Genomic DNA, 22,673 nt, shown 5'->3' on the forward strand with positions numbered 1-22,673 from the left:
GGGCCGCGGCAGGCTCACCCCAGGGGGCGAGCTTGCGCTACAATCTAAGGTTTTCCGCTGTCGGAAAGTGCGCATGGCATGGGGCCAGGCGTGGCTCCCGGCTCACCAGCGATGAAGGAAGGCGGCAACGCCTCTAAGAAGCCATGAAAGACGGCATCCACCCGAACTACCGCGACGTCTGCTTCGTCGACCTGTCCAACGGTTTCAAGTTCGTGACGCGCTCCTGCGCTCCGACCAAGGAATCCATCAAGATGGAAGACGGCCGCGAGCTGCCGCTGTTCAAGCTGGAAACCACCAGCGAATCGCACCCCTTCTACACCGGTCAGCAAAAGAGCGTGGACACGCTGGGCGGCCGCGTCGAGAAGTTCCGCAACAAGTTCGCCCAGTTCAGCAAGAAGTGAACTCGGCGGCGGTGGCCTGCGGCCACCACGGCGCAGACAAGGGCAGCTTCGGCTGCCCTTGTTGTTTTCCGGGTGACGGCCGTTGCCCCACGGCGCAGGCCCAGTGGCTGCAGCCAGCTTGACTATCATCGCCCCCCGTGAACGCCCCCAATCCCGCCCTGGTGCCCGAACGTGCCGCCGCCCGGCTGCCCCGTCTGCCTCTGTGGCTGCTGTGCGCCGCTTACCTGGTGCCCGGCGTCATCGGCCGCGATCCCTGGCGCAACGCCGACGTCACCTCCTACGCGGTGATGCTGGGCCTGGCCGAAGGCCGGGCCTCGTGGTGGGCACCCACCCTGGGCGGATTGCCAGCAGACGCCGCCTGGCTGCCCCATTGGCTGGGGGCCTGGGCGATCCAGGGCGCGGGCGCCTGGCTGGGCCCGGACCTGGCCGTGCGCATTCCTTTCACAGCCCTGCTGGGCCTCACCTTGGCCCTGGTCTGGTACACCACCTTCCACCTGGCCCGCACACCCGCCGCCCAGCCGGTGCGATTTGCTTTTGGGGGGGAAGCCCAGCCGGTGGACTATGCCCGCGCCCTGGCCGATGGCGCGTTGCTGGCGTTCATGGCCTGCCTGGGCCTGCTGCAGCTGGGCCACGAGACCACGCCAGAGCTGGTGCAGCTCAGCCTGGTGGCCTTGCTGTTCTGGGGTTTGGCGGCCGCGCCGCAGCAGCCGCGGTGGGCCTGGGCGGCGGTCCTGACGGCACCGCTGTTGCTGGCCTTGAGCGGCGCGCCCGCAGTGGGCCTGGGCCTGACCGGCGCCGCACTGCTGGCTTGCGGACTGTCTCACGCGGCAGACCGGCGCGCTTTGTGCGTGCCGCTGGCCCTGGCCTGGGTGGGCAGCGCGGGCCTGTCCTCCGTGGCCCACACCTGGGTCTGGCGTGTGGCTTTGCCCGACCAGGCCCATGAACTGCTCAGCCTGGTCACTCTCCTGGCCTGGTTCACCTGGCCGGTCTGGCCGCTGGCCGTCTGGACGATCTGGAAGTGGCGCCGGCAATGGCGGCAAGCGCACATCCTGCTGCCCTTGGCCATGGGACTGCCAGCCCTGCTGGCCTGCGTGGCCATGGGCGGCAGCGACCGGGCCCTGCTGCTGGCCCTGCCCGCCATGGCGGCCCTGACCGCCTTTGCGCTGCCCACGCTCAACCGCAGCGCCAGCGCCGCCATCGATTGGTTTTCGGTGTTCTTTTTCTCGCTGGCGGCGCTGGCGGTGTGGATCACCTACAGCTCGGTGCAGTGGCAGCTGCCGGCCAAGCCCCTGGCCAACATCATGCGGCTGGCGCCAGGTTTCAGCCCGAGCTTCAATGCCCTGGAGCTGGGGGCTGCCGTGCTGGCCACCGCCGCCTGGATCTACCTGGTGCGCTGGCGCACCGCGCGTCACCGGCATCCGCTGTGGAAGAGCCTGGTGCTACCCGCCTCGGGCGTGGCGCTGTCCTGGCTGCTCACCATGACGCTGCTGTTGCCGGTGCTGGACTACGCACGCAGCCCGCGGGCGGTCTTCAGCCAGGTGGTCCGCCACACCCAGGCTCAGGGTGGCTGCGTGCTGGCTGCCGCCCTGCCCCGCCCTCATCTGGCGGCGCTGGAGGTGTTCGGCCATCAGCCGGTGCAAGCCTTGGCCAGCTGGCAGGACATTCCTGCTGCGGCGCAGGCGCCCTGCGCCTCGCTGGTGCTGCAAACCCGGCAGCCCGCCCAGCCGCCGGTACTGGACGGATGGCGTCTGGCGGCGCGGGTGCGCCGGCCCACCGAGCGCAACGAGGTGACCTGGGTCTACACCCGCTGATCGCGGCAGCGGTTGCCGGGGAGCAGGAGCTTGAACTCCGAGCCCTTGCCCAATTCGCTGCGCACCACCAGCTCGCCACCATGCCGCTGCACCACATGCTTGACAATGGACAGGCCCAGACCGGTGCCGCCGGTCTCGCGTGAGCGGCTGCTGTCGACCCGGTAGAAACGTTCGGTCAGGCGAGGCAGGTGCTCCGGGGCGATGCCGGGGCCGGTGTCCCGCACGGCCACCCACAAGCCACCTTCCGGCCGGCGCTGCGCGCTGACCGAAATCTCGCCGCCGGCCGGCGTGTAGCGCACCGCGTTGTTGACCAGGTTGACGATGGCGCTCTGCAGCTCGGCCTCGTTGCCGGCCACCTCCAGGTCCTCACCCCAGTCAAAGTGCAGGACATGCCGGCCGGCCGAGAGCCCCTGGGCTTCCGCCTGCACCGCCTCACCCAAGCGGGCCAGTGCCAGCCAGTGGTCAGACGGCGGCCGAGGACTGCCCTCCAGCCGGGCCAGGGCCAGCAGGTCGCCCACCAGGGCCTGCATGCGTTGGGTCTGCTGAGTCATGAGGCTGAGGACCCGGCCACGCTCGGCGTCGGACAGCGGCAGGTTGACCATGGTCTCGACAAAACCTGATAGGACGGTCAGCGGGGTCCGGATCTCATGCGAGACATTGGCCACGAAGTCGCGGCGCATGGCCTCGTTGCGTTCGCGCTCGGTGATGTCCTGGGTCAGGAGCAGGCGCTCGCCCTCGCCAAAGGCCCGCAAGGTGACCTGCAGCAGACCCGGCTGGCCCGGACGCTGGAAGGTCACCACCTGCTCGGTGGCGCCCTCATGCAGGGCCTGCACGAAGGTGGGGGCACGGACCAGGTTGGTGATGCGCTGCAGGCGGTCGCGCTCGCGGTCGAGGTTCAGATGCTCGGCCGCCACCAGGCTGCACCAAGTAATCTGCTCCTGGGCATCGATGAGCAGCACCCCATTGGGCGACGCCTCGATGGCCCTTAGAAAATGGGCCAGGTGGCTCTGGGCCTTGCGGATCTCCTGGTCCTGCTGCCGCAGGACACGCTCGGTACGCAGGGCTACGCCCCCCCAGAAGCCACTCTCCAGCGGCGCGCTGCCCTGGGGCTCACGGCTGATCCAGCGCAGCACCAGGTAGCCGCGCCAGGCATCCAGCCCGACGAGCAAACCCAGCGGCAGGGCCACCCCGACCAGGGCGCCCACCAAGGTCAAGCCGGCCCAGCGCCCCAGGAAGAAGCCCGCCAGCGCACCCAGCGAGCAGGCCACGGTGACGCTGAGCAAGCGCGAGAAGATCCAGAACATGAGGTGGAGAGTGGACCGCGGCGACGCCGCATTGAAGGGAAGAAATGCGCGGCCCGGCGGCGCCACCAGGCCGCAGGCTCTCGGACCGGCGGGCGATGGCTCAGGCCGTCTGCGGGAACTGCTGGGTCAGGCGGTAACCCGCGCCGCGCACGGTCTCGATCATCTGGGCGCATTGGGCGGGCTGCAGCGCCTCGCGCAGCCGCTTGACATGCACATCCACCGTGCGCTCTTCAATGAAGACGTGATCCCCCCAGACGCGGTCCAGCAGCTGGGCCCGGCTGTGGACCCGCTCGGGATGGCTCAGGAAGAAGTGCAGCAGGCGGAACTCGGTGGGACCGAGCTTGAGCTCGGTTCCTGCCCGGCTGACGCGGCGCGTGGTGGGGTCCAGGCGCAATCCGGCCACCTCCACCGCAGCGTCCAGCGCCTCAGGCAGGCGGCGCCGCAGCAAGGCGCGGATGCGGGCCAGCAACTCCTGGGTGGAGAAGGGCTTGGTGAGGTAGTCGTCCGCACCAGCGTCCAGGCCCGCCACCTTGTCGGCTTCATCGGCCCGGGCGGTGAGCATGATGATGGGCAGGTCACGGGTGCGCGAATCGGCGCGCCAGCGGCGGGCCAATGCCACGCCCGACTGCCCCGGCAGCATCCAGTCCAGAAGCACGAGGTCGGGCAGCACGCCGTCCACGGCCACGCTGGCTTGGTCGGCGGTTTCCGCCAGGGTCACGTCGAAGCCGGCATGCCTGAGGTTGATGGCGATCAGTTCCGCGATGGCGGATTCGTCCTCGACGACGAGCACGAGCGGCATGGTCTTCTCCTGGGGCGTAGGGGTCAGCTGCGGCGGGTGGCGATGGACTCCACCGCCTCCACCGGGTTGTGGCGCACGTCGGTGCCCTTGACCACGTAGATGATCTGCTCGGCCAGGTTCTTGGCATGGTCGCCCACGCGCTCGATGGCCTTGGCCATGAAGATCAGGTCGATGCTGGCGGAGATGGTGCGCGGGTCTTCCATCATGTAGGTGATGAGCTTGCGCATCAGGCCATCGAACTCGGCGTCGATCTGGTTGTCCTGCTTGATGATCTCCACCGCCTGGTTCACATCCAGGCGGGCGAAGGCGTCCAGCGCCTTGCGCAGCGAGGCCACGGCCAACTGGGCCTCGAACTCCAGGTCACTGACCGGCAGACGCAGGCGGCCGAACACTCCGGTGTTGAGCAGGTGCTGCACGGTGCGCGCGATGCGGGCGGCCTCGTCCCCCACGCGCTCCAGGTTGCCGATGGTCTTGGAGATGGCGATGAGCAGGCGCAGGTCACGCGCGGTGGGCTGGCGACGGGCGATGATCGCCGAGAGGTCGGCATCGATGTCCACCTCCATCTGGTTGACCCGTCCTTCCGCGGCGATGACCTGCGCCGCGGTCTCGCCGCTGGAGTGGGCCAGCGCGTACAGGGCCTGGGCCACCTGGGCTTCGACCAGCCCGCCCATTTCGAGCACGCGGGTGGAGACGCCGCTGAGCTCGGCGTCGAACTGGGTGGAGAGGTGCTTGTCCATGGGATGACTGGGTTGGGGGTGGAGGCGGAAGTCCGCAGGCATCAGCCGAAGCGGCCGGTGATGTAGTCCTCGGTTTCTTTCCGCAGGGGCTTCATGAAGATGTCGCGGGTGGCACCGTATTCGATCAACTCGCCCAGGTACATGTAGGCCACATAGTCAGAGACGCGTGCCGCCTGCTGCATGTTGTGGGTCACGATCAGGATGGTGACCTTCTTCTTGAGTTCGGTGACCAGCTCTTCGATGGAGCCGGTGGCGATGGGGTCCAGCGCCGAGGTCGGCTCGTCAAACAGGATGATCTCGGGATCGGTGGCCAGGGCGCGTGCGATGCACAGGCGCTGCTGCTGGCCACCCGAGAGGTTGACCGCAGACTCATCCAAACGGTCGCGCACTTCCTCCCAGAGGGCGCCGCCCTTGAGCGCGGCCTCGACCTTGTCTTCGATATAGGTGCGGTTGCGCTCGCCGCGCACGCGCAGGCCGTAGGCCACGTTCTCAAAGATGGTCTTGGGGAAGGGGTTGGGCTTCTGGAAGACCATGGAGATGCGCATGCGCACCTCGATGGGGTCGACCTGGTGGTCCAGCAGGTTCACCGCATCGGGGAGCAGCTGGATCGTGCCGTCATAGCGGTGACCGGGATAGAGGTCGTGCATGCGGTTGAAACAGCGCAGGAAGGTGCTCTTGCCACAGCCCGACGGGCCGATCAGGGCCGTCACCCGGTTCTCATACACCGGCATCGAAATGCCCTTCAAGGCCTTGAAGGCGCCGTAGTAGAAGTCCAGGGCCTTGGCCTCGGCCTTCAAGGGCGGCGGATTGTTCGGCAGGGTGATGGTGGAGGTGGTCATGGAGCTGCTCGGGAGAAGTCGTTGCGGAGGCGGGTGGCGCGAAGGCCTCTCACCACTTGATGTTCTTGCGCAGGCGGTAGCGCAGCCAGATCGCCAGGGCGTTCATGCCCACGGTCATGAAGACCAGCACGAAGCTGGCGGCGGCCGCGTTCTGGTGAAAGGCCGGGTCCGGACGCGAGGTCCAGTTGAAGATCTGGATCGGCATCACAGTGAAACCGGAGAAGGCCCAGTCGAACAGGCCGGCCGGCGGGTCACCCATGAACGGGGCCGGCGGCAGGAAGGCGATGAAGGTCAGAGCGCCAATGGTGATGATGGGAGCGGTCTCGCCAATGGCCCGGGCCATGCCGATGATCACGCCGGTCAGGATGCCGGGCATGCCGTAGGGCACCAGGTGATGGCTGACCACCTGCCACTGCGAGGCGCCACAGCCGTAGGCGGCCTCTCGGATGTGCTGCGGGATGGCGCGCAGGGCTTCCCGGGTGGTCACGATCACGATGGGCAGGATCAGCAGGGCCAGCGTCAGACCGGCCGACAGGATGCTCTGGCCCAGGCCGAAGGTGTAGACGAACAGGCCCAGGGCCAGCAGGCCATACACGATCGAAGGCACGCCGGCGAGGTTGGTGATGTTGATCTCGATGACGTCAGTCACCCAGTTCTTGCGGGCGTACTCTTCCAGGTAGATTGCCCCTGCAATGCCCACCGGCACGGCGATCAGCGCCGTGACGGTCATCACCAGCAGCGAACCCACCCATGCCGACAGGATGCCGGCCTGCCCGGCGCGGCGCGACGGAAAGTTCGTGAAGAACTCGCTGTTCAGGCGCGGGATGCCATCCAGGGCCATGCCGGTGAACAGTGCAGCCAAGGTCAGGATGCCGATGGCCAGGGCCAGCAGGCCCAGCGTGGCAAACAGCACGTCGTAGCGCTTGGCCGCGCGGATCAGGGCGCGCATCTCCTCGGCATTGAGGGTGCTGCGCCGGGCGGCCACAGGAGCCGTGGTCTTGGGGGACGGGGTCATGTCAATAGGCCTCGCGGAACTTGCGGCGCATCCAGTAGCCCAGCATGTTGAAGCTCAGGGTGAGCATCATCAGCGTCAGGCCGGCGGCGAAGATGGTCTGGTAGCCCACCGAACCATGGGGCAGGTCGCCCAGGGCCACCTGCACGATGAAGGAGGTGATGGTGGCGGCCGGCTCGGTCGGGTCCAGCGTCAGGTTGGGCTGCATGCCGGCGGCCACCGCCAGGATCATGGTCTCGCCCACGGCTCGGGAGATACCCAGGATATAGGCCGAGGCGATGCCCGAGAACGCGGCGGGCACTACCACCTTCACGGCGGTCTGCAGCCGGGTGGCCCCCATGGCGTAGGAGCCTTCGCGCAGGCTCATGGGCACCGCACGCATCGCATCCTCGGACAGCGAGGACACGTAGGGAATGATCATGATGCCCATGACCAGGCCGGCCGACAGCACGTTAAAACCCGGCAGCTCCGGCATCAGGCGCTGCAGCATCGGTGTGACGAACAGCAGGGCGAAGTAGCCGTAGATGATGGTCGGCACCCCGGAGAGCAGCTCCAGGATGGGCTTGAGCGTCTCACGGGTACGGTGGCCGGCGAACTCCGAGAGGTAGATCGCGATGATGGTGCCCAGCGGGATGGCAATGAGCAGCGCCACGCCGGAACTGCTCAAGGTGCCGGCCAGCAGCACACGGATGCCGAAGTGCGCATCCTCGAACAGCGGGGTCCACTGGTCATCGGTGATGAAGTCCCACACGGAGACGTGGCTGAAGAAGGCCAGGCTCTCCTTGAGCAGGATGTAGACGATGCCGACCGTGGTGAACACCGAGACGCAGGCCGCCAGCAGCAGCACAGCCTCGATGGCGCGTTCGCGGCGCTTGCGACGCGCCTTGGCCAGCGCCAGTTCAGCCAGTCGGGCCTCGCCCGTGGACCCCAGGATGGGGGCCGGAGCGGCGGTGGTGGAGCTCATGTCTGGGGTTTCTTTCTGCACGGTCGGTCAGGGGAGGGTCTGCGCCCTCCCGGGCCTCATCACATGCGGGCTTCGCGAGCCAGCAGTTCCTCGATCTTCAGGCCGACTTCGTTCTTGCCGCCGAAGACGGTGCCCTTCTTGCCCTTGGCCAGGTGCTCGGCAGCCAGGGAGTAGGCCTTGGCCGGCAGCGGCACGTACTTCACTTCCTTGGCAATCTTGGCCGCATTCTTCAGGTAGAAGTCAGCAAACTCGCGCACTTCGCCACGGGCCAGCGCTTTGGCGCTGACGTAGATGAAGATCGGACGCGACAGCGGCTGGTAGCTGCCATCAAGCACGCTGGCTTCGCTGGGCAACACGGCCGGCTTGCCGGCCTTCTCCGCCACGGCCAGGGCCTTCAGGCGGCTCTGGTTCTCGGCGTAGTAGGCGTAGCCGAAGTAGCCGATGGCATTGACGTCCTGGGACACGCCCTGCACCAGCACGTTGTCGTCCTCGGAGGCGGTGTAGTCGCCGCGGCTGGACTTGGCCTTGCCGTTGATGGCCTCGGTGAAGTAGTCAAAGGTGCCGGAGTCGGAGCCGGCGCCGAACAATTTGATCGGGGCGTCAGGCCAGGCCGGGTTGACTTGGTTCCAGCGGGTGATCTTGCCCTGCGCGGCGGGTTCCCAGATCTTCTTGAGTTCTTCGACGGTGATTGACTTCAGGAAGGTGTTGCGGGGATTCATCACCACGGTCAGCGCATCGAAGGCCACCGGCAACTCGATGTACTCCACGCCGGCGGCGCGGCAGTCTTCCATTTCCTTGGCCAGGATGGGACGGGAGGCGTTCTGGATGTCGGTCTCGCCACGGCAGAACTTCTTGAAGCCACCACCGGTGCCGGAAATGCCCACGGTGACCTTCACCGCGTTCTTCTTGGCCTTCTGGAAGTCCTCGGCGATGCCTTCCGTGATGGGGTAGACGGTGGAAGAACCGTCGATCTTGACAATCTGGGCCTGGGCCAGCGCCGGGACCACGGAGGCCACCAGGACGGCAGCAGACAGGAGGGACGAGCGGAGCTTCATGGAAAGGCCTCTATCAGGAGGAAAGTGGACGATGGGTGCGCCGTCCGCGCCACGCCGCCAGGACACTTGGCAGCACATGCGGTCAGCTTAGGAAGTCGCCATGACAGCTTTGTGACACTGTCATATGACACCGTCACATAAGGTGTCGATGGCGTGCGGGTCAAACAGGGATTGCAGGGGTAGTCGGCTCAACGGGCCAGCTGGCACAGGCGGCCCTGCACCTTGTCGTGGTGGAACAGCGCCAGGCCGTCCGCCCCTTCGGTGACCAGGCGGTAGCCCTCACCGGTGTACACACCCTGCGCGCTGCGCGCCAGCTCGGCCGAACCATGGAGGGCACGCACCCGCACCGAGCTGCCGTCTTCCTGGAAACGGGCCTGGAAGGTCTTGCCGTCTTCGCAGTTCACACGGCCGAACTGGCCGGCGGCAAAACCCGCCGGCAGGGTGGGCGCGCTGCTGCAGGCCACCAGGCCCAGGACGGAGGCGAGGCAGGCAAAGGCAAGGAAGGATTTCACGGTCTTACTCCAAGTGGATCGGGATGCCGCCAGTGTTGCGACCGCACATGACACGTCTGTGAATCACATGACGGCGTCACATGACCGCGTCACGCCCCTGCCCTCACGTGTCGGTCATCTCAAGCGCGACGCACGCCACCCTTGGTGGCCTCGTGCTGGGCCACAACACGCCGGGCCAGCACCATCAGCGACTGGGCGATGCGGTCGGTGGTGGTGGCGATCTGCGGCAGGCGCTGGCCGTCCTTGGCCAGGCCATCCTCGCCCAACGCAGCGCTGAACAGGATCCACTGGTGGCGCACCAGCTCCAACTCCTCCTGCATGGCCGGGCTGCGCTGGCTCAGGCCCGAGACGGACTCCAGCGCCGAGCGGAACTCCACCAGGGTCTGGCGCGCATCCACGCGCAGCGCCTCAGTGCGCTGCCCCCGCGCGGCGGCAAAGTTGAGCTTGCCCACGCGCAGCACCATGGCGGCGGCGCGGGTGAGCAGGTCCACCGTGGAGGCCGTGCCGGTGTCCACAAACTCGTTGGACAGGCCGGTGTTGACGAAGCTGAGTTGAGCCGCCAGGGCTTCGCTGCTCTGGTAGCACTCTTCCAGGTCACGCGGGCTGAGCTGACCCAGCGGCTTGCCAGCCAAGGCAAGCAAGCTGAACGCGCCGTCGCCCACACGGGCCAGCTGACCCTTGCGGCGGGCGCTCAGGCTGGCGTCGGCGGTCAGGGAGGAAATGGCCGCCTCGGCGCGACTGCGCTCGCGCAGCAGTTCACCGGCGGCACGCTCGGCGTCGGCGCCAGCCACACGCTCAAATTGCAGCTTGGCCAGACGCTCGACCGCCACCCGCAACTCGGCGGCCGACATCAGGGCAGCACTGCTCTGGGCGGCTGCGGGCGCGGCGGATGCCGCCACGGCACAAGCCAGAGCCAGCAGCGCCTGCCGCCATCCCTTCAGGTGCGGGCCGGAGGTGGCGCCACGGACAGGACGCGGGCGCGCCCCGGACACGGTGGCAAGGAAGGAAGGCTTGAAATCTCGCATGGTGTGCACCCCAACTGGACGGGGCGCACTCTAGCGACGGGGCGTGACAAATTCACGAATCCGGCCCGCCTCTGTGACCACAGGCATTCAGCCCTGGGCCAAACCCGCCAAGTGTTGGGCATGTGCGCGGGCCTGCTCAGCATCTTGTGCCTCGACCATCACCCGCAACACCGGCTCGGTGCCGGAGGGCCGGATCAGCACACGCCCGGCCGCCCCGAGCGACGCCTGTACCGCCTGGGTGCCGGCCACCAGCGCTGCGTTCTCGGTCCAGGGCCGCCGGTGGGTCAGCCTGACGTTGAGCATGACCTGCGGGAACAGCTGCACGCCCCGCAGCAGGCCCTCGCCCAGCGGCTGACCACTGCGCTGCACCGCCTGCAGCACCTGCAAGGCGCTGATGATGCCGTCACCCGTGCTGTGGCGGTCCAGGGCAAGCAAGTGCCCGGAGCTCTCGCCGCCCAGCACCCAGCCGCGGGCGCCCAGCTCCTCCAGCACATAGCGGTCACCCACCTTGGCGCGCACCAGGTCGATGCCGCGACCACGCAACGCCGCCTCCACCGCCACATTGGTCATCAGGGTGCCCACCACGCCAGGCACCACCTCGCCCTGGGCCTGACGGTCAGCCGCCAGGGCCAGCAGCAGCTCGTCACCATTGAACAGGCGGCCCTGACCATCCACCAACTGCAGCCGGTCGGCATCGCCATCCAGCGCCACGCCAAAGTCGGCGCGGTGGGCGCGGACCGCCTCCACCAGCGCGCCCGGCGACGTGGCCCCCACGCCGTCGTTGATGTTCATGCCGTCCGGCTGGCAACCGATGGACACCACCTCGGCACCGAGCTCATGGAACACCGCCGGCGCCACCTGATAGGCCGCGCCGTGCGCCGCATCCACCACCAGCTTCAGGCCCTTGAGCGTCATCTCGCCACTGACGGTGCTTTTACAGAACTCGACATACCGGCCCTGCGCATCGCTCAATCGGCGTGCACGGCCGAGCTGTGCCGAGTCCACCCAGTCGCAGGCCTCGGCCAAGGCCTCTTCCACCGCCAGTTCCCAGGCATCGGGGAGCTTCTCACCCCGGGCCGAGAAGAACTTGATGCCGTTGTCCGCAAAGGCATTGTGAGAGGCGCTGATGACGACACCCAGGTCCAGCCGCAACGCCCGGGTGAGGTAGGCCACGCCAGGCGTGGGCAACGGACCGGTCAGCAGCACATTCACCCCCGCCGAGGCAAAACCGGCCTCCAGCGCGCTCTCCAGCATGTAACCGGAGATGCGGGTGTCCTTGCCGATGAGCACCGTCGGCCGCCGTCCCTGCGCGTCACGCAGCAACACCCGGGCCACGGCATGTCCCAGGCGGAGCACAAAGTCCGGGGTGATGGGGGCCTGGCCCACCGTGCCGCGGATGCCATCGGTGCCAAAGTACTTGCGAGTCATGTCAGGGCTTTCTTCGAAGGCGCGGTGAGGGCCCACATCGGCCACCGCGCCACATCAGTTCCAGGGACCGGAAATCAGGCCAGGCCGGCGGCGCGCCAGACCTTCAAGGCATCCGCCGTCGCGGCCACGTCGTGCACCCGCACCACACGGGCCCCCCGCGCCACCGCCGCCAGGGCCGCCGCCACACTGGGCACCAACCGATCCTGCACCGGCCGCCCCGTGATCTGCCCAAGCGTACCCTTGCGGGACCACCCCACCAGCAGCGGTCGGCCCAACGCCAGCAGTTGGGCCTGCTCGCGAAACAGGGTGAGGTTGTGGTCCAGCGTCTTGCCGAAGCCGTAGCCGGGATCCAGGACGATCGCCTCCGGCGACACGCCCGCCTGCACGACCGCGTTCAGGCGGGCCGCCAGGAAGGCCTCCACCTCCTGTGTGACGACCTCATAGCGCGGCGCCTGCTGCATGGTGGCGGGCTCGCCTTGCATGTGCATCAGGCAGATACCGGTGCCGGGGTAGCGCAGCACCGCGTCCAGCGCGCCTGGCCACTGCAGCGCACGGACGTCGTTGATGATGTCCACCCCCTCGGACAGCACGGCCGCGATGACCTCCGGACGGCTGGTGTCCACCGAGACCGGCACCCCCAACCGCACGGCTGCCCGCACGACCGGCATCACCCGGTCCAGTTCCTCTTGCAACGGCGGCATGGCCGCCCCGGGTCGGGTCGATTCGCCACCGATGTCCAGTAGGTCGGCCCCCTCTTCCACCAACTGCGCGCAGCGGGCGCCCAGGGCGGCAGCCGCGTGCCGGCCACCGTCAGAGAAAGAGTCGGGGGTCGCGTTGACGATGCCCATCACCCGGGGCGTGGACAGGTCGATCAGGAAACGGCGGGTCTGCCAATGCATGGTGACGGTGGTGGTGGCGAGGGGGAGGAATGCAAACGGGGCCCGAAGGCCCCGTGCTGGCGAAAAAGTCGCCTCAGGCCGCCGCGGCGGCGCCGTCGGTGCTCACAGGCGGAGTCGGGCCATTGCCCCCACGCTGCGACGACGGCGACCAGTCCTTGGGCGGACGCGGCGGCTTGCCATTCATGATGTCGTCAATCTGCTCGCTGTCGATGGTTTCCCACTCCAGCAGCGCCTTGGCCATCGCGTGCATCTTGTCCTGATGCTCCTCGATGTGGTGGCGCGCGATGGCGTACTGCTCATCGATGATCTTGCGGATCACCGCGTCCACCTTGCGCATGGTCTCTTCGGACATGCTGGTGGTCTTGGTGACCGAGCGACCGAGAAACACCTCGCCCTCGTTTTCGGCGTAGACCATCGGGCCAAGCTCATCGGTCATACCGTAGCGGGTGACCATGTCGCGGGCAATCTGGGTGGCCCGCTCGAAATCGTTGCTGGCGCCGGTGGTCATCTGGTTCATGAACACCTCTTCGGCGATGCGCCCACCGAACAGCACCGAGATGGTCGAGAGCATGCGCTCCTTGTCCATGCTGTAGCGATCACCCTCCGGCAGTTGCATCGTCACGCCCAGCGCACGTCCACGCGGGATCACGGTGACCTTGTGCACCGGATCGGTCTTGGGCATCAGGCGTGCCACCAAGGCATGGCCGGCCTCGTGGTAGGCGGTGTTCTTGCGTTCTTCCTCGGGCATGACCATGGACTTGCGCTCAGGCCCCATCATGATCTTGTCCTTGGCCTTCTCAAAGTCGACCATTTCCACCACCCGGCCATTGCGCCGGGCGGCGAACAGGGCCGCCTCGTTGACCAGGTTGGCCAGGTCAGCACCAGAGAAGCCAGGCGTGCCCCGCGCCAGGATGTCGGCACGGATGTCCTGACCCACCGGCACCTTGCGCATGTGCACGCCCAGGATCTGCTCGCGGCCGCGCACATCCGGCAGGGTCACATAGACCTGCCGGTCGAAACGGCCGGGACGCAGCAGGGCCGGATCTAGGATGTCAGGACGGTTGGTGGCCGCCATCACGATCACGCCCAGGTTGGTCTCGAAGCCGTCCATCTCGACCAGCATCTGGTTGAGGGTTTGCTCGCGCTCGTCGTTGCCGCCGCCCAGGCCGGCACCACGGTGGCGACCGACTGCGTCGATTTCGTCGACGAAGATGATGCAGGGGGCGCTCTTCTTGGCCTGCTCGAACATGTCGCGCACTCGGGCTGCCCCCACGCCGACGAACATTTCGACGAAGTCCGAGCCCGAGATGCTGAAGAACGGCACCTTGGCCTCACCGGCGATGGCCTTGGCCAGCAGCGTCTTACCGGTACCCGGCGGGCCGACCAGCAGCACGCCGCGCGGGATGCGACCGCCGAGCTTCTGGAACTTCTGCGGATCTTTCAGGAAATCGACCAGTTCCTTGACCTCTTCCTTGGCCTCGTCGCAGCCGGCGACGTCGGCGAAGGTGGTCGAGTTGTTGGCCTCGTCCAGCATGCGGGCCTTGCTCTTGCCGAAGCTGAACGCCCCGCCCTTGCCGCCACCCTGCATTTGGCGCATGAAATAGATCCACACGCCGATGAGCAACAGCATCGGCCCCCAGGACAGCAGCAGGCTCTGCAAGAGGCCCGGCTCCTCGCGGGCACGCACGTCAAAGCGCACGCCGTTGCTGATCAGGTCGCCGGTCAGGCCGCGATCAAGGAAGGTGCCGGTGGTGCGGATGCGGCCGCCGTCACTGGTTTCAGCGGCGATCTCGACGCTGCCAGGCCCTTCCTGGATGGTCACGTTCTTGATGCGCTTGTTGCGCACCATCTCCAGGAACTCTGAATAACCGACTTGCTGGCCGCCAACCGCGGTGCGGTCGAACTGCTTGAATACGGTGAACAGCACCAGGGCGATCACCAGCCAAACGGCGACTTTGGACATCCAGGGATTGTTCACCGTGGCTCCTTTGCTTCGTACATGGGCATCGATGTTGGCTGCCGGTCCCGGCGGGACCAGCCAGTCTCCACTTCAGCGTAGATGCGGGCGATTCTAAGCAACTCAATACCCCCCTTCAGAAAGGCGGCTTGACGGCCGCTTGGGGCGGTGCTCTGGGGTTTTCGGAAAGAGATCATGTCCGCTTGAGACCCATGCCGACCAGAAAGGTTTCGGATGAGCGGTCTCTTGACGACTTGGGCTTGTGGACCTTGACCACCCGGAAATGCTGACGGAACAGGCGCACAAGCTCCTCGTAGGCACCGCCATGGAACACCTTGGCCACCAAGGCGCCGTCGCTGCGCAGGTGGCCGATGGCGAAGTCCACGGCCAGCTCCACCAGGTTGGCGATACGCGCCGCATCGGTGTCGCCGATGCCCGACAGGTTGGGCGCCATGTCCGACACCACCAGGTCGACCGCACGGCCACCCAGCGCCTGCTCCAGTTCGGCCAGCACGGCGTCCTCGCGGAAGTCGCCCTGTATGAACTGCACGCCCTCGATGGGCTCCATCTCAAGCAGGTCCAGCGCAATCAGCGTGCCCTCCAGCTCGCCGGAGGCCGCCCCCCCGGCGCCTGCCACCTTGGGCGCAAAACGGCGCCTCAGGTACTGGCTCCATGCCCCCGGGGCGGAGCCCAGATCCACCACGACCTGCCCCGGCCGAACCAGGTGGAACACCTCGTCGAGCTCCTTGAGCTTGTAGGCCGCACGGGCCCGGAATCCCTCCTTCTGCGCCAGGCGCACCCAGGGATCGGTGACGTGGTCGTGCAGCCACGCCTTGTTGACCTTCTTGCTCTTGGTGTTGACTTTCATGCTAGCGGGGATAATACGGCGATGCCTGCCATTCAATTGACACCCGCCGAGCGCAAGGCGAAGCGGAGTGAAGCCCATCATCTCAACCCGGTCGTCCTCATCGGGGCCGACGGCCTGACCGAGGCCGTGAAAAAGGAGACCGACGCCGCGCTCAAGGCCCACGGCCTCATCAAGCTGCGCGTCTTCTCCGACGACCGCACCGCCCGCGAGGCGATGATGAATACCCTGGCCGAAGAACTCGACGCCGCGGCGGTCCAGCACATCGGCAAGCTGCTGGTGCTTTGGCGCCCGGTGCCGGAGAAGGCCGAGGAGGCCGGCGCGCCGCGCGGCAGTGCCCCCAAGACCTTCAAGGTGGTGAAGTACAACAACAACGGTACCGGCCGGCCCACCATTTCCAAGGTCACCGTGTTCGGCAACCAGCGCCTGACCGCCGGCGGCAACGTCAAGCGCGCCAAGACGCGCACGGTGAGCACCAAGAAGCGTTCCCAAGACCGCTGACACCGGGGAAGGCACGGCACCGGCCGTGCCGCTCTCCGCCGAGAAACCGGCCGCCCACAGGCGGCTGCTCCCACATCAGGGTCGGCGCTTGCCCGGAGAACTCACACGCGTCCCCGCAGCCGGCCGCGTTCAACGTGGCGGCGTCCAAGCCAGACGCAGGGCATGCACGCTCACCAGCACCGACTTGAGCGCGAACAGCCCAAAGCTGAGCGCATGCAGCTGGCCGAAACTCAAGGGCGTGGACTGACCCGCCTTGGCCATGGCCAGCCAGGGCTGGAGCACGTAGTAGCCCACCACGGTGCAGGCGATGGCACCAAGGGCCAGCCCCATGCCCAGGGAGAAACCACTGCCCTGACCGGCCTGCGCGCGATCGGCCGCCAGACGCCGCTCCAAGACCAGCATCAATACGCCCAGCAGCAACCCAAGCGCAGCCTCACGCTGGAAGATGTGGGCCACCACAGCGCCGGCCATCGGCCTGTCCAGCGTGGCAAATGGCGCCGGCGTTCCCAGGAACGCCACCGACCATAGGGCCCCGGCCCACAGGCCTGGCAACACGCGCCGGACCACATCCAGCCCACGCGGCAGATGCACCGGCACGGCCGGCACCGAAGGGTTGTCGTCGGGTCGGGACATGGCCGTGCCGTGTGTGTCGCCAGCCCGCTTCAGCGGTAGTGGATGCCGACGATCTCGTAGTGGCGCAGGCCACCCGGCGCCTTCACCTCGGCCACATCACCCTCCTCCTTGCCGATCAGGGCACGGGCGATGGGCGAGCTGATGGACACCAGGCCCAGCTTCAGGTCGGCCTCGTCGTCGCCGACGATCTGGTACGTGACGCGGTTGCCAGTGTCCTCATCCTCCAGGTCCACCGTGGCGCCGAACACCACCTTACCCCCCGCATCCAATGCGGCAGGGTCAATGATCTTGGCCGCTGAGAGCTTGCCCTCGATCTCCAGGATGCGGCCCTCGATGAAGCCCTGCTTGTCCTTGGCGGCCTCGTACTCGGCGTTCTCCGACAGGTCGCCCTGGGCACGCGCCTCGGCAATGGCCTGAATGACCGCGTGGCGCTCGACGGTCTTGAGCCGGTGCAGCTCTTCCTTGAGCTTTTCGGCGCCGCGCTTGGTCAGGGGAATGGTGCTCATGTCGTGTGCAGAAAAATGAAAACGCGCCACGGATCGTGGCGCGTTGCGATGGAACCCGACTCCGCACCCAAGATGCGGAATCGGAAAACGGCGCGGAGTTTAAGGCATTTGCCCTGCGCCCACAGCCGGGTCAAACCAAGGCCGGGTGCAGTTCCTGCAGCGACAGGACCTGCAGATCGTCCTGATGCTTCAAGGCTTCGACCGCGGCCTCGCAACCGGCCATCGTGGTGTAGTAAGTCACCCGGTTGGCCAGGGCCGCGGTACGGATGTAGCGGCTGTCGGCGATCGCGGTTCGGGTCTCGTCCACGGTGGTGAACACCAGCTGGATCTCGCCAGCCTTGATCATGTCGGCGATGTGCGGACGGCCGTCCTTGACCTTGTTGACCACCTTCACCGGCACGCCGGCGGCGGCGATCGCGGCCGCCGTGCCCTTGGTGGCCACCACCGAGAAGCCCAGGTCCACCAGCTCGCTGGCGACCTTGACTGCACGGTCCTTGTCGCTGTTCTTCACCGAGATGACCACCGTCCCCTTGCTGGGCAGGCGGCTGCCAGCACCCAGCTGGCTCTTGAGCATGGCCTCGCCGAAGCTGTAGGCCACGCCCATCACCTCGCCGGTGGAGCGCATCTCGGGGCCGAGGATGGGGTCCACGCCCGGGAACTTGTTGAACGGGAACACCGCTTCCTTGACGCTGTAGTACGGCGGCACCACCTCATGCGGCGCCACCCCGTTCAGGCCCTTCTGCTCGGCCAGCTTCTGGCCGGCCATGCAGCGCGCGGCGATCTTGGCCAGCTGCTGTCCGGTGGCCTTGGAGACGAACGGCACCGTGCGCGAGGCGCGGGGGTTCACTTCCAGCACATAGACGGTGCGCTCATCGCCTTCGCCCTGGATGGCGAACTGCACGTTCATCAGGCCCACCACCTTCAAGGCCTTGGCCATGAGGGCGGTCTGGCGACGCAGCTCGTCCTGCAGGCTGACCGGCAGCGAATACGGGGGCAGCGAGCAGGCCGAGTCGCCAGAGTGGACACCCGCCTGTTCGATGTGCTCCATGATGCCGCCGATCATCACCTCGGCACCATCAGAGATGCAGTCCACGTCCACCTCGATGGCGTCATCAAGGAAGCGGTCCAGCAGCACCGGCGACTTCTCGGAGACGCGCACCGCTTCGCGCATGTAGCGCTCCAGGTCCTTGTCGCCGTGCACGATTTCCATGGCGCGGCCGCCCAGCACATAGCTCGGACGCACCACCAGCGGATAGCCGATCTCGCGGGCCAGGGTCAGCGCGGCCTCTTCGGTGCGGGCGGTGCGGTTGGGCGGCTGCTTCAGGCCCAGGGTATGCAGCAGTTGCTGGAATCGCTCGCGATCCTCGGCGATGTCGATGGAATCAGGCGTGGTGCCGATGATGGGCACCCCGGCGCGCTCCAGGTCCAGCGCCAGCTTCAGCGGTGTCTGGCCACCGTACTGCACGATCACGCCGACCGGCTGCTCCTTGGCCACGATCTCCAGCACGTCTTCCAGTGTCACCGGCTCAAAGTACAGGCGATCAGACGTGTCGTAGTCGGTGGACACGGTCTCGGGGTTGCAGTTGACCATGATGGTCTCGTAGCCGTCTTCGCGCATGGCGAGGGCAGCGTGGACGCAGCAGTAGTCAAACTCGATACCCTGGCCAATGCGGTTCGGACCACCGCCCAGCACCATGATCTTTTTCTTGTCCGACGGCTGGGCCTCGCACTCCTCGTCATAGGTGGAGTACAGGTAGGCCGTCTGGGTGGCGAACTCGGCAGCGCAGGTGTCCACGCGCTTGTAGACCGGACGCACATTCAGGGCATGGCGCTTGGCGCGCACCTCGTGCTGGTTCGTGCCCAGCAGCTTGGCCAGACGGCGATCCGAAAAGCCCTTGCGCTTGAGGAAATACAGCTCGGCCTTGGACAGGCTCTCCAGCGTGCGGCCATCCAAGGCCTTTTCAGCCTGGATGATCTGCTCGATCTGCGCCAGGAACCAGGGGTCGATGGCGGTCTCCTCGAAGATCTCCTCCAGGCTCATGCCAATGCGGAAGGCATCGCCCACGAACAGGATGCGCTCCGGGCCGGGCTCACCGATCTCCTCGACGATCTCTTCGCGGTCGGTCGAGCGCTCGGTCAGGCCGTCGATGCCGGTTTCCAGGCCACGCAAGGCCTTCTGGAACGATTCCTGGAAGGTGCGGCCCATGGCCATCACCTCACCCACCGACTTCATCTGGGTGGTCAGGTGGGAATCGGCAGCCGGGAACTTTTCGAAGGCAAAGCGCGGGATCTTGGTGACCACGTAGTCGATCGACGGCTCGAAGGAGGCCGGGGTGGCGCCGCCGGTGATGTCGTTCTTCAGCTCGTCCAGGGTGTAGCCCACGGCCAGCTTGGCCGCGATCTTGGCGATCGGGAAGCCGGTGGCCTTGGAGGCCAGTGCCGAGGAGCGCGACACACGCGGGTTCATCTCGATGACCACCATGCGGCCATCGACCGGGTTGATCGAGAACTGCACGTTGGAGCCGCCGGTGTCCACGCCGATCTCGCGCAGGATGGCGATGGAGGCGTTGCGCAGCAGCTGGTATTCCTTGTCGGTCAGGGTCTGGGCCGGGGCCACGGTGATGGAGTCACCGGTGTGGATGCCCATCGGGTCCAGGTTCTCGATCGAGCAGACGATGATGCAGTTGTCCGCCTTGTCGCGGACCACTTCCATCTCGTACTCCTTCCAGCCAATGAGCGACTCTTCGATCAGCAGCTCGTTGGTCGGGGAGAGGTCGAGACCGCGCTTGCAGATCTCCTCGAACTCTTCGGGGTTGTAGGCGATGCCGCCACCGGTGCCACCCAGGGTGAAGCTGGGGCGGATGACCATGGGGAAGCCCGTACCGCCGATCTCGGCCTGGATGGACTTTTGCACGCCCCAGGCCTCTTCCATGCTGTGGGCGATGCCGGACTTGGCGGACCCGAGACCGATCTTGGTCATCGCGTCCTTGAACTTCAGGCGGTCCTCGGCCTTCTCGATGGCGTGCTCATTGGCACCGATCATCTCGACCTTGTACTTGTCCAGCACGCCGTGCTTGTGCAGGTCCAGCGCGCAGTTCAGCGCGGTCTGCCCGCCCATGGTGGGCAGGATCGCGTCCGGACGCTCCTTGGCGATGATCTTCTCGACCACCTGCCAGGTGATGGGCTCGATGTAGGTGACGTCGGCCGTGGCCGGGTCGGTCATGATGGTCGCCGGATTGGAGTTGACCAGGATGACGCGGTAGCCTTCCTCACGCAGGGCCTTGCAGGCCTGGGCGCCCGAGTAGTCGAACTCGCAGGCCTGGCCGATGATGATCGGGCCGGCGCCGATGATGAGGATGCTCTTGAGGTCGGAACGCTTGGGCATGGTTTTCGAGTGTGTGGTCGGTCAGGAGCGGCGGGGCCGGTTCATTCGAGGCTGGCGGTGGCCAGCTTGGCGCCAAAGCCGATGAACATGGCGCCGACCCCGGAGCTCATCGCGCTGGCCGTGCGGCGGTGTGCGCGGAAGGCCTGGGCCAGGCGAGCGCCCGCGAAGATCAGCACCGACAGGTACAGGGCGCTGCAGATCTGGGCGATCAGGCCGAGCGCCAGAAAGGTGAGTCCGGGATGCGGGTAGGCCGGATCCACGAACTGGATGAAGAACGACACGAAGAACAGGATGGCCTTGGGATTGAGCAGGCTGATGACCAGGGCCTTGCGGAAGGGCTGGGCCAGGTCCTGGTGGCTGACCCTCTGCTCCACCACCTCGGCGCGCCAGCGCTTGACCGCGCCGCGCAGCAGCTGCAGGCCAACCCAGAACAGGTAGCCGGCCCCCACCACCTTGACCACCATGAACAGCGCCGGCAGTGCCTTGAGCACCGAGGCAGCCCCCAGGGCGGCCAGGGTCATCAACACCGCATCCCCCACAAACACGCCGCAGGCGCCGGCATAGCCGGAGCGCACGCCCCGCTGGGCGGCGACCGACAGCACGAACAGTGAGTTCGGCCCCGGCAGCAGCACGATGGCGATGGTGCCCAGCAGATAGGTCCAGGGGTCGGTGATGCCGAACATGGAGGTGTCCTTCGGTGACGCCCGCTCAGGCCTTCTGGGCCGTCTTCTGGGCCGTCATCAGGTCGATGAAACGGTCGAACAGGTAGGCGATGTCGTGCGGGCCGGGGGAGGCTTCCGGATGGCCCTGGAAGCAGAACGCCGGCTTGTCGGTGCGGGCCAGACCCTGCAGCGTGCCGTCGAACAGGCTGATGTGGGTGGCGCGCAGGTTGGCTGGCAGCGACTCGGCGTCCACCGCAAAACCGTGGTTCTGGCTGGTGATCGACACGCGGCCGTTGTCCAGGTCCTTGACCGGATGGTTGCCACCGTGGTGGCCGAACTTCATCTTGAAGGTCTTGGCGCCCGAGGCCAGGGCCATGATCTGGTGACCCAGGCAGATGCCGAAGGTCGGGATACCGGTCTCGATCAGCGTCTTGGCCGCCGCGATGGCGTAGTCGCAAGGTTGCGGATCGCCAGGGCCGTTGGACAGGAAGATGCCGTCCGGGTTGTGCTGGAGCACCTCGGCAGCGGGCGTCTTGGCCGGCACCACGGTGACCTTGCAGCCCCGCTCAGCCAGCATGCGCAGGATGTTGCGCTTGACGCCGAAGTCATAGGCCACCACATGGAACTTGGGCGCGGTCTGTGTGCCGTAGCCGCTGCCCAGCTTCCACTCGGTCTCGGTCCAGACGAAGGACTCGGCCGAAGTGACGACCTGCGCCAGGTCCTGGCCGGCCATGTTGGGCGCGGCCTGTGCCTTGGCGATGGCGTCGGCCACATCGGCGGCGCTCACCACATGGCCCTCGGCGAAGGTGGCGATGCAGCCGCTTTGCGCGCCCGTCGTGCGCAGCACGCGGGTCAGCCGGCGGGTGTCGATGTCGGCAATGGCCACCGTGCCCTCGGCCTTCAGGTAGTCCGAAAGGGACTGCGACTGACGGAAGTTCGACACGCGGACCGGCAGGTCCTTGATGATCAAGCCAGCGGCATGGACTTTGGCAGCCTCGACATCCTCGGCGTTCACACCGTAGTTACCGATGTGCGGATACGTCAGGGTGACGATCTGCCGGCAGTACGACGGGTCGGTGAGGATTTCTTGGTAGCCGGTGAGTGCGGTGTTGAACACCACTTCACCGACCGTATGACCGGCTGCGCCGATCGAGGTGCCGGAAAAGACCGTGCCGTCTGCGAGTGCCAAGATTGCGGGGGCTGAGACGGGCAGCAAAGGAAGACTCCGGTGTTTGCGCGCCCAACCCGTCACCAACGACTGCCGATGAAACATCTGCAGGCTGGCTCGGCAAGGAGAGTTCGGAAGACGAGGACTCGCTGGGCGGCTTTTGTTTGGGGTAAACCCGCTGATTATGGCATGAAAAAGACAGTCATGCCC

The 22,673-nt window shown here is 66.7% G+C and carries 21 protein-coding genes; 3 read left to right on the forward strand and 18 right to left on the reverse strand.

Features of this window, described 5'->3' with window-relative positions; genetic code table 11:
* Positions 1-143 precede the first annotated feature (143 nt).
* Both G3A44_RS00140 and G3A44_RS00145 read left to right on the forward strand, forming a co-directional pair.
* Positions 144-401, forward strand: coding sequence for a type B 50S ribosomal protein L31 (locus G3A44_RS00140; protein ID WP_163455463.1), 258 nt, complete (start codon positions 144-146; stop codon positions 399-401).
* A 137-nt stretch (positions 402-538) separates the two neighbouring features.
* Positions 539-2,212 carry a glycosyltransferase family protein gene (locus G3A44_RS00145; protein WP_163455464.1) on the forward strand — a complete coding sequence of 558 codons (1,674 nt, stop codon included), beginning with the start codon at positions 539-541 and terminating at the stop codon, positions 2,210-2,212.
* On the opposite strand, the gene phoR is transcribed toward G3A44_RS00145, so the two are convergent.
* From phoR to G3A44_RS00210, 13 genes are all read right to left on the reverse strand, one after another.
* Positions 2,200-3,516, reverse strand: a complete 1,317-nt coding sequence (gene phoR, locus G3A44_RS00150) for a phosphate regulon sensor histidine kinase PhoR (RefSeq protein WP_163455465.1) — start codon at positions 3,514-3,516, stop codon at positions 2,200-2,202. The genes G3A44_RS00145 and phoR overlap by 13 nt on opposite strands.
* 100 nt (positions 3,517-3,616) lie before the next feature.
* On the reverse strand, positions 3,617-4,315 hold the full coding sequence (gene phoB, locus G3A44_RS00155) for a phosphate regulon transcriptional regulator PhoB (protein WP_163455466.1): 699 nt from the start codon (positions 4,313-4,315) through the stop codon (positions 3,617-3,619).
* A 23-nt stretch (positions 4,316-4,338) separates the two neighbouring features.
* The gene (gene phoU / locus G3A44_RS00160; RefSeq protein ID WP_163455467.1) at positions 4,339-5,052 is read right to left on the reverse strand and encodes a phosphate signaling complex protein PhoU; all 714 of its coding nucleotides are present in this window, start codon (positions 5,050-5,052) and stop codon (positions 4,339-4,341) included.
* Positions 5,053-5,093: 41 nt separating this feature from the next.
* The gene (gene pstB / locus G3A44_RS00165) at positions 5,094-5,891 is read right to left on the reverse strand and encodes a phosphate ABC transporter ATP-binding protein PstB (protein WP_163455468.1); all 798 of its coding nucleotides are present in this window, start codon (positions 5,889-5,891) and stop codon (positions 5,094-5,096) included.
* A gap of 49 nt (positions 5,892-5,940) precedes the next feature.
* On the reverse strand, positions 5,941-6,906 hold the full coding sequence (gene pstA, locus G3A44_RS00170; RefSeq protein ID WP_163455469.1) for a phosphate ABC transporter permease PstA: 966 nt from the start codon (positions 6,904-6,906) through the stop codon (positions 5,941-5,943).
* Between the two features lies 1 nt (position 6,907).
* Positions 6,908-7,867 carry a phosphate ABC transporter permease subunit PstC gene (gene pstC, locus G3A44_RS00175; protein ID WP_163455470.1) on the reverse strand — a complete coding sequence of 320 codons (960 nt, stop codon included), beginning with the start codon at positions 7,865-7,867 and terminating at the stop codon, positions 6,908-6,910.
* Positions 7,868-7,926: 59 nt separating this feature from the next.
* Positions 7,927-8,922, reverse strand: coding sequence for a PstS family phosphate ABC transporter substrate-binding protein (locus G3A44_RS00180; RefSeq protein WP_163455471.1), 996 nt, complete (start codon positions 8,920-8,922; stop codon positions 7,927-7,929).
* Positions 8,923-9,110: 188 nt separating this feature from the next.
* Positions 9,111-9,434: a lysozyme inhibitor gene (locus G3A44_RS00185; RefSeq protein WP_163455472.1), complete on the reverse strand. Its 324-nt coding sequence runs from the start codon at positions 9,432-9,434 to the stop codon at positions 9,111-9,113.
* A gap of 119 nt (positions 9,435-9,553) precedes the next feature.
* Positions 9,554-10,459, reverse strand: coding sequence for a hypothetical protein (locus G3A44_RS00190; protein WP_163455473.1), 906 nt, complete (start codon positions 10,457-10,459; stop codon positions 9,554-9,556).
* A gap of 87 nt (positions 10,460-10,546) precedes the next feature.
* On the reverse strand, positions 10,547-11,887 hold the full coding sequence (gene glmM / locus G3A44_RS00195; RefSeq protein WP_163455474.1) for a phosphoglucosamine mutase: 1,341 nt from the start codon (positions 11,885-11,887) through the stop codon (positions 10,547-10,549).
* Positions 11,888-11,961: 74 nt separating this feature from the next.
* Positions 11,962-12,786, reverse strand: a complete 825-nt coding sequence (gene folP, locus G3A44_RS00200) for a dihydropteroate synthase (protein ID WP_163455475.1) — start codon at positions 12,784-12,786, stop codon at positions 11,962-11,964.
* A 73-nt stretch (positions 12,787-12,859) separates the two neighbouring features.
* On the reverse strand, positions 12,860-14,764 hold the full coding sequence (gene ftsH, locus G3A44_RS00205) for an ATP-dependent zinc metalloprotease FtsH (RefSeq protein ID WP_163455476.1): 1,905 nt from the start codon (positions 14,762-14,764) through the stop codon (positions 12,860-12,862).
* Positions 14,765-14,936: 172 nt separating this feature from the next.
* On the reverse strand, positions 14,937-15,611 hold the full coding sequence (locus G3A44_RS00210; protein ID WP_163455477.1) for an RlmE family RNA methyltransferase: 675 nt from the start codon (positions 15,609-15,611) through the stop codon (positions 14,937-14,939).
* 21 nt (positions 15,612-15,632) lie between these two features.
* Between G3A44_RS00210 and G3A44_RS00215 the strand changes: the two genes are divergently transcribed.
* Entirely contained in the window at positions 15,633-16,109 is a 477-nt protein-coding gene (locus G3A44_RS00215; RefSeq protein ID WP_163455478.1) for a YhbY family RNA-binding protein, read from the forward strand.
* A 129-nt stretch (positions 16,110-16,238) separates the two neighbouring features.
* Here the strand turns inward: G3A44_RS00215 and G3A44_RS00220 are convergent, their stop codons facing one another.
* From G3A44_RS00220 to carA, 5 genes are all read right to left on the reverse strand, one after another.
* Positions 16,239-16,742 (reverse strand): DUF4149 domain-containing protein, encoded by a 504-nt coding sequence (locus G3A44_RS00220; RefSeq protein ID WP_203561241.1) that lies wholly within the window; start codon positions 16,740-16,742, stop codon positions 16,239-16,241.
* A 29-nt stretch (positions 16,743-16,771) separates the two neighbouring features.
* On the reverse strand, positions 16,772-17,248 hold the full coding sequence (gene greA / locus G3A44_RS00225) for a transcription elongation factor GreA (protein ID WP_163455479.1): 477 nt from the start codon (positions 17,246-17,248) through the stop codon (positions 16,772-16,774).
* A gap of 130 nt (positions 17,249-17,378) precedes the next feature.
* Positions 17,379-20,633 carry a carbamoyl-phosphate synthase large subunit gene (gene carB / locus G3A44_RS00230; protein WP_163455480.1) on the reverse strand — a complete coding sequence of 1,085 codons (3,255 nt, stop codon included), beginning with the start codon at positions 20,631-20,633 and terminating at the stop codon, positions 17,379-17,381.
* 41 nt (positions 20,634-20,674) lie between these two features.
* Complete coding sequence (leuE, locus tag G3A44_RS00235; protein WP_163455481.1) at positions 20,675-21,316, reverse strand: leucine efflux protein LeuE; 642 nt, start codon at positions 21,314-21,316, stop codon at positions 20,675-20,677.
* Positions 21,317-21,341: 25 nt separating this feature from the next.
* Positions 21,342-22,511 (reverse strand): glutamine-hydrolyzing carbamoyl-phosphate synthase small subunit, encoded by a 1,170-nt coding sequence (gene carA, locus G3A44_RS00240; protein WP_239061628.1) that lies wholly within the window; start codon positions 22,509-22,511, stop codon positions 21,342-21,344.
* Positions 22,512-22,673: the final 162 nt, after the last annotated feature.

Source organism: Ideonella livida, assembly GCF_010499455.1.
In the GTDB taxonomy this organism is placed as follows: Bacteria; Pseudomonadota; Gammaproteobacteria; order Burkholderiales; family Burkholderiaceae_C; genus Ideonella; species Ideonella livida.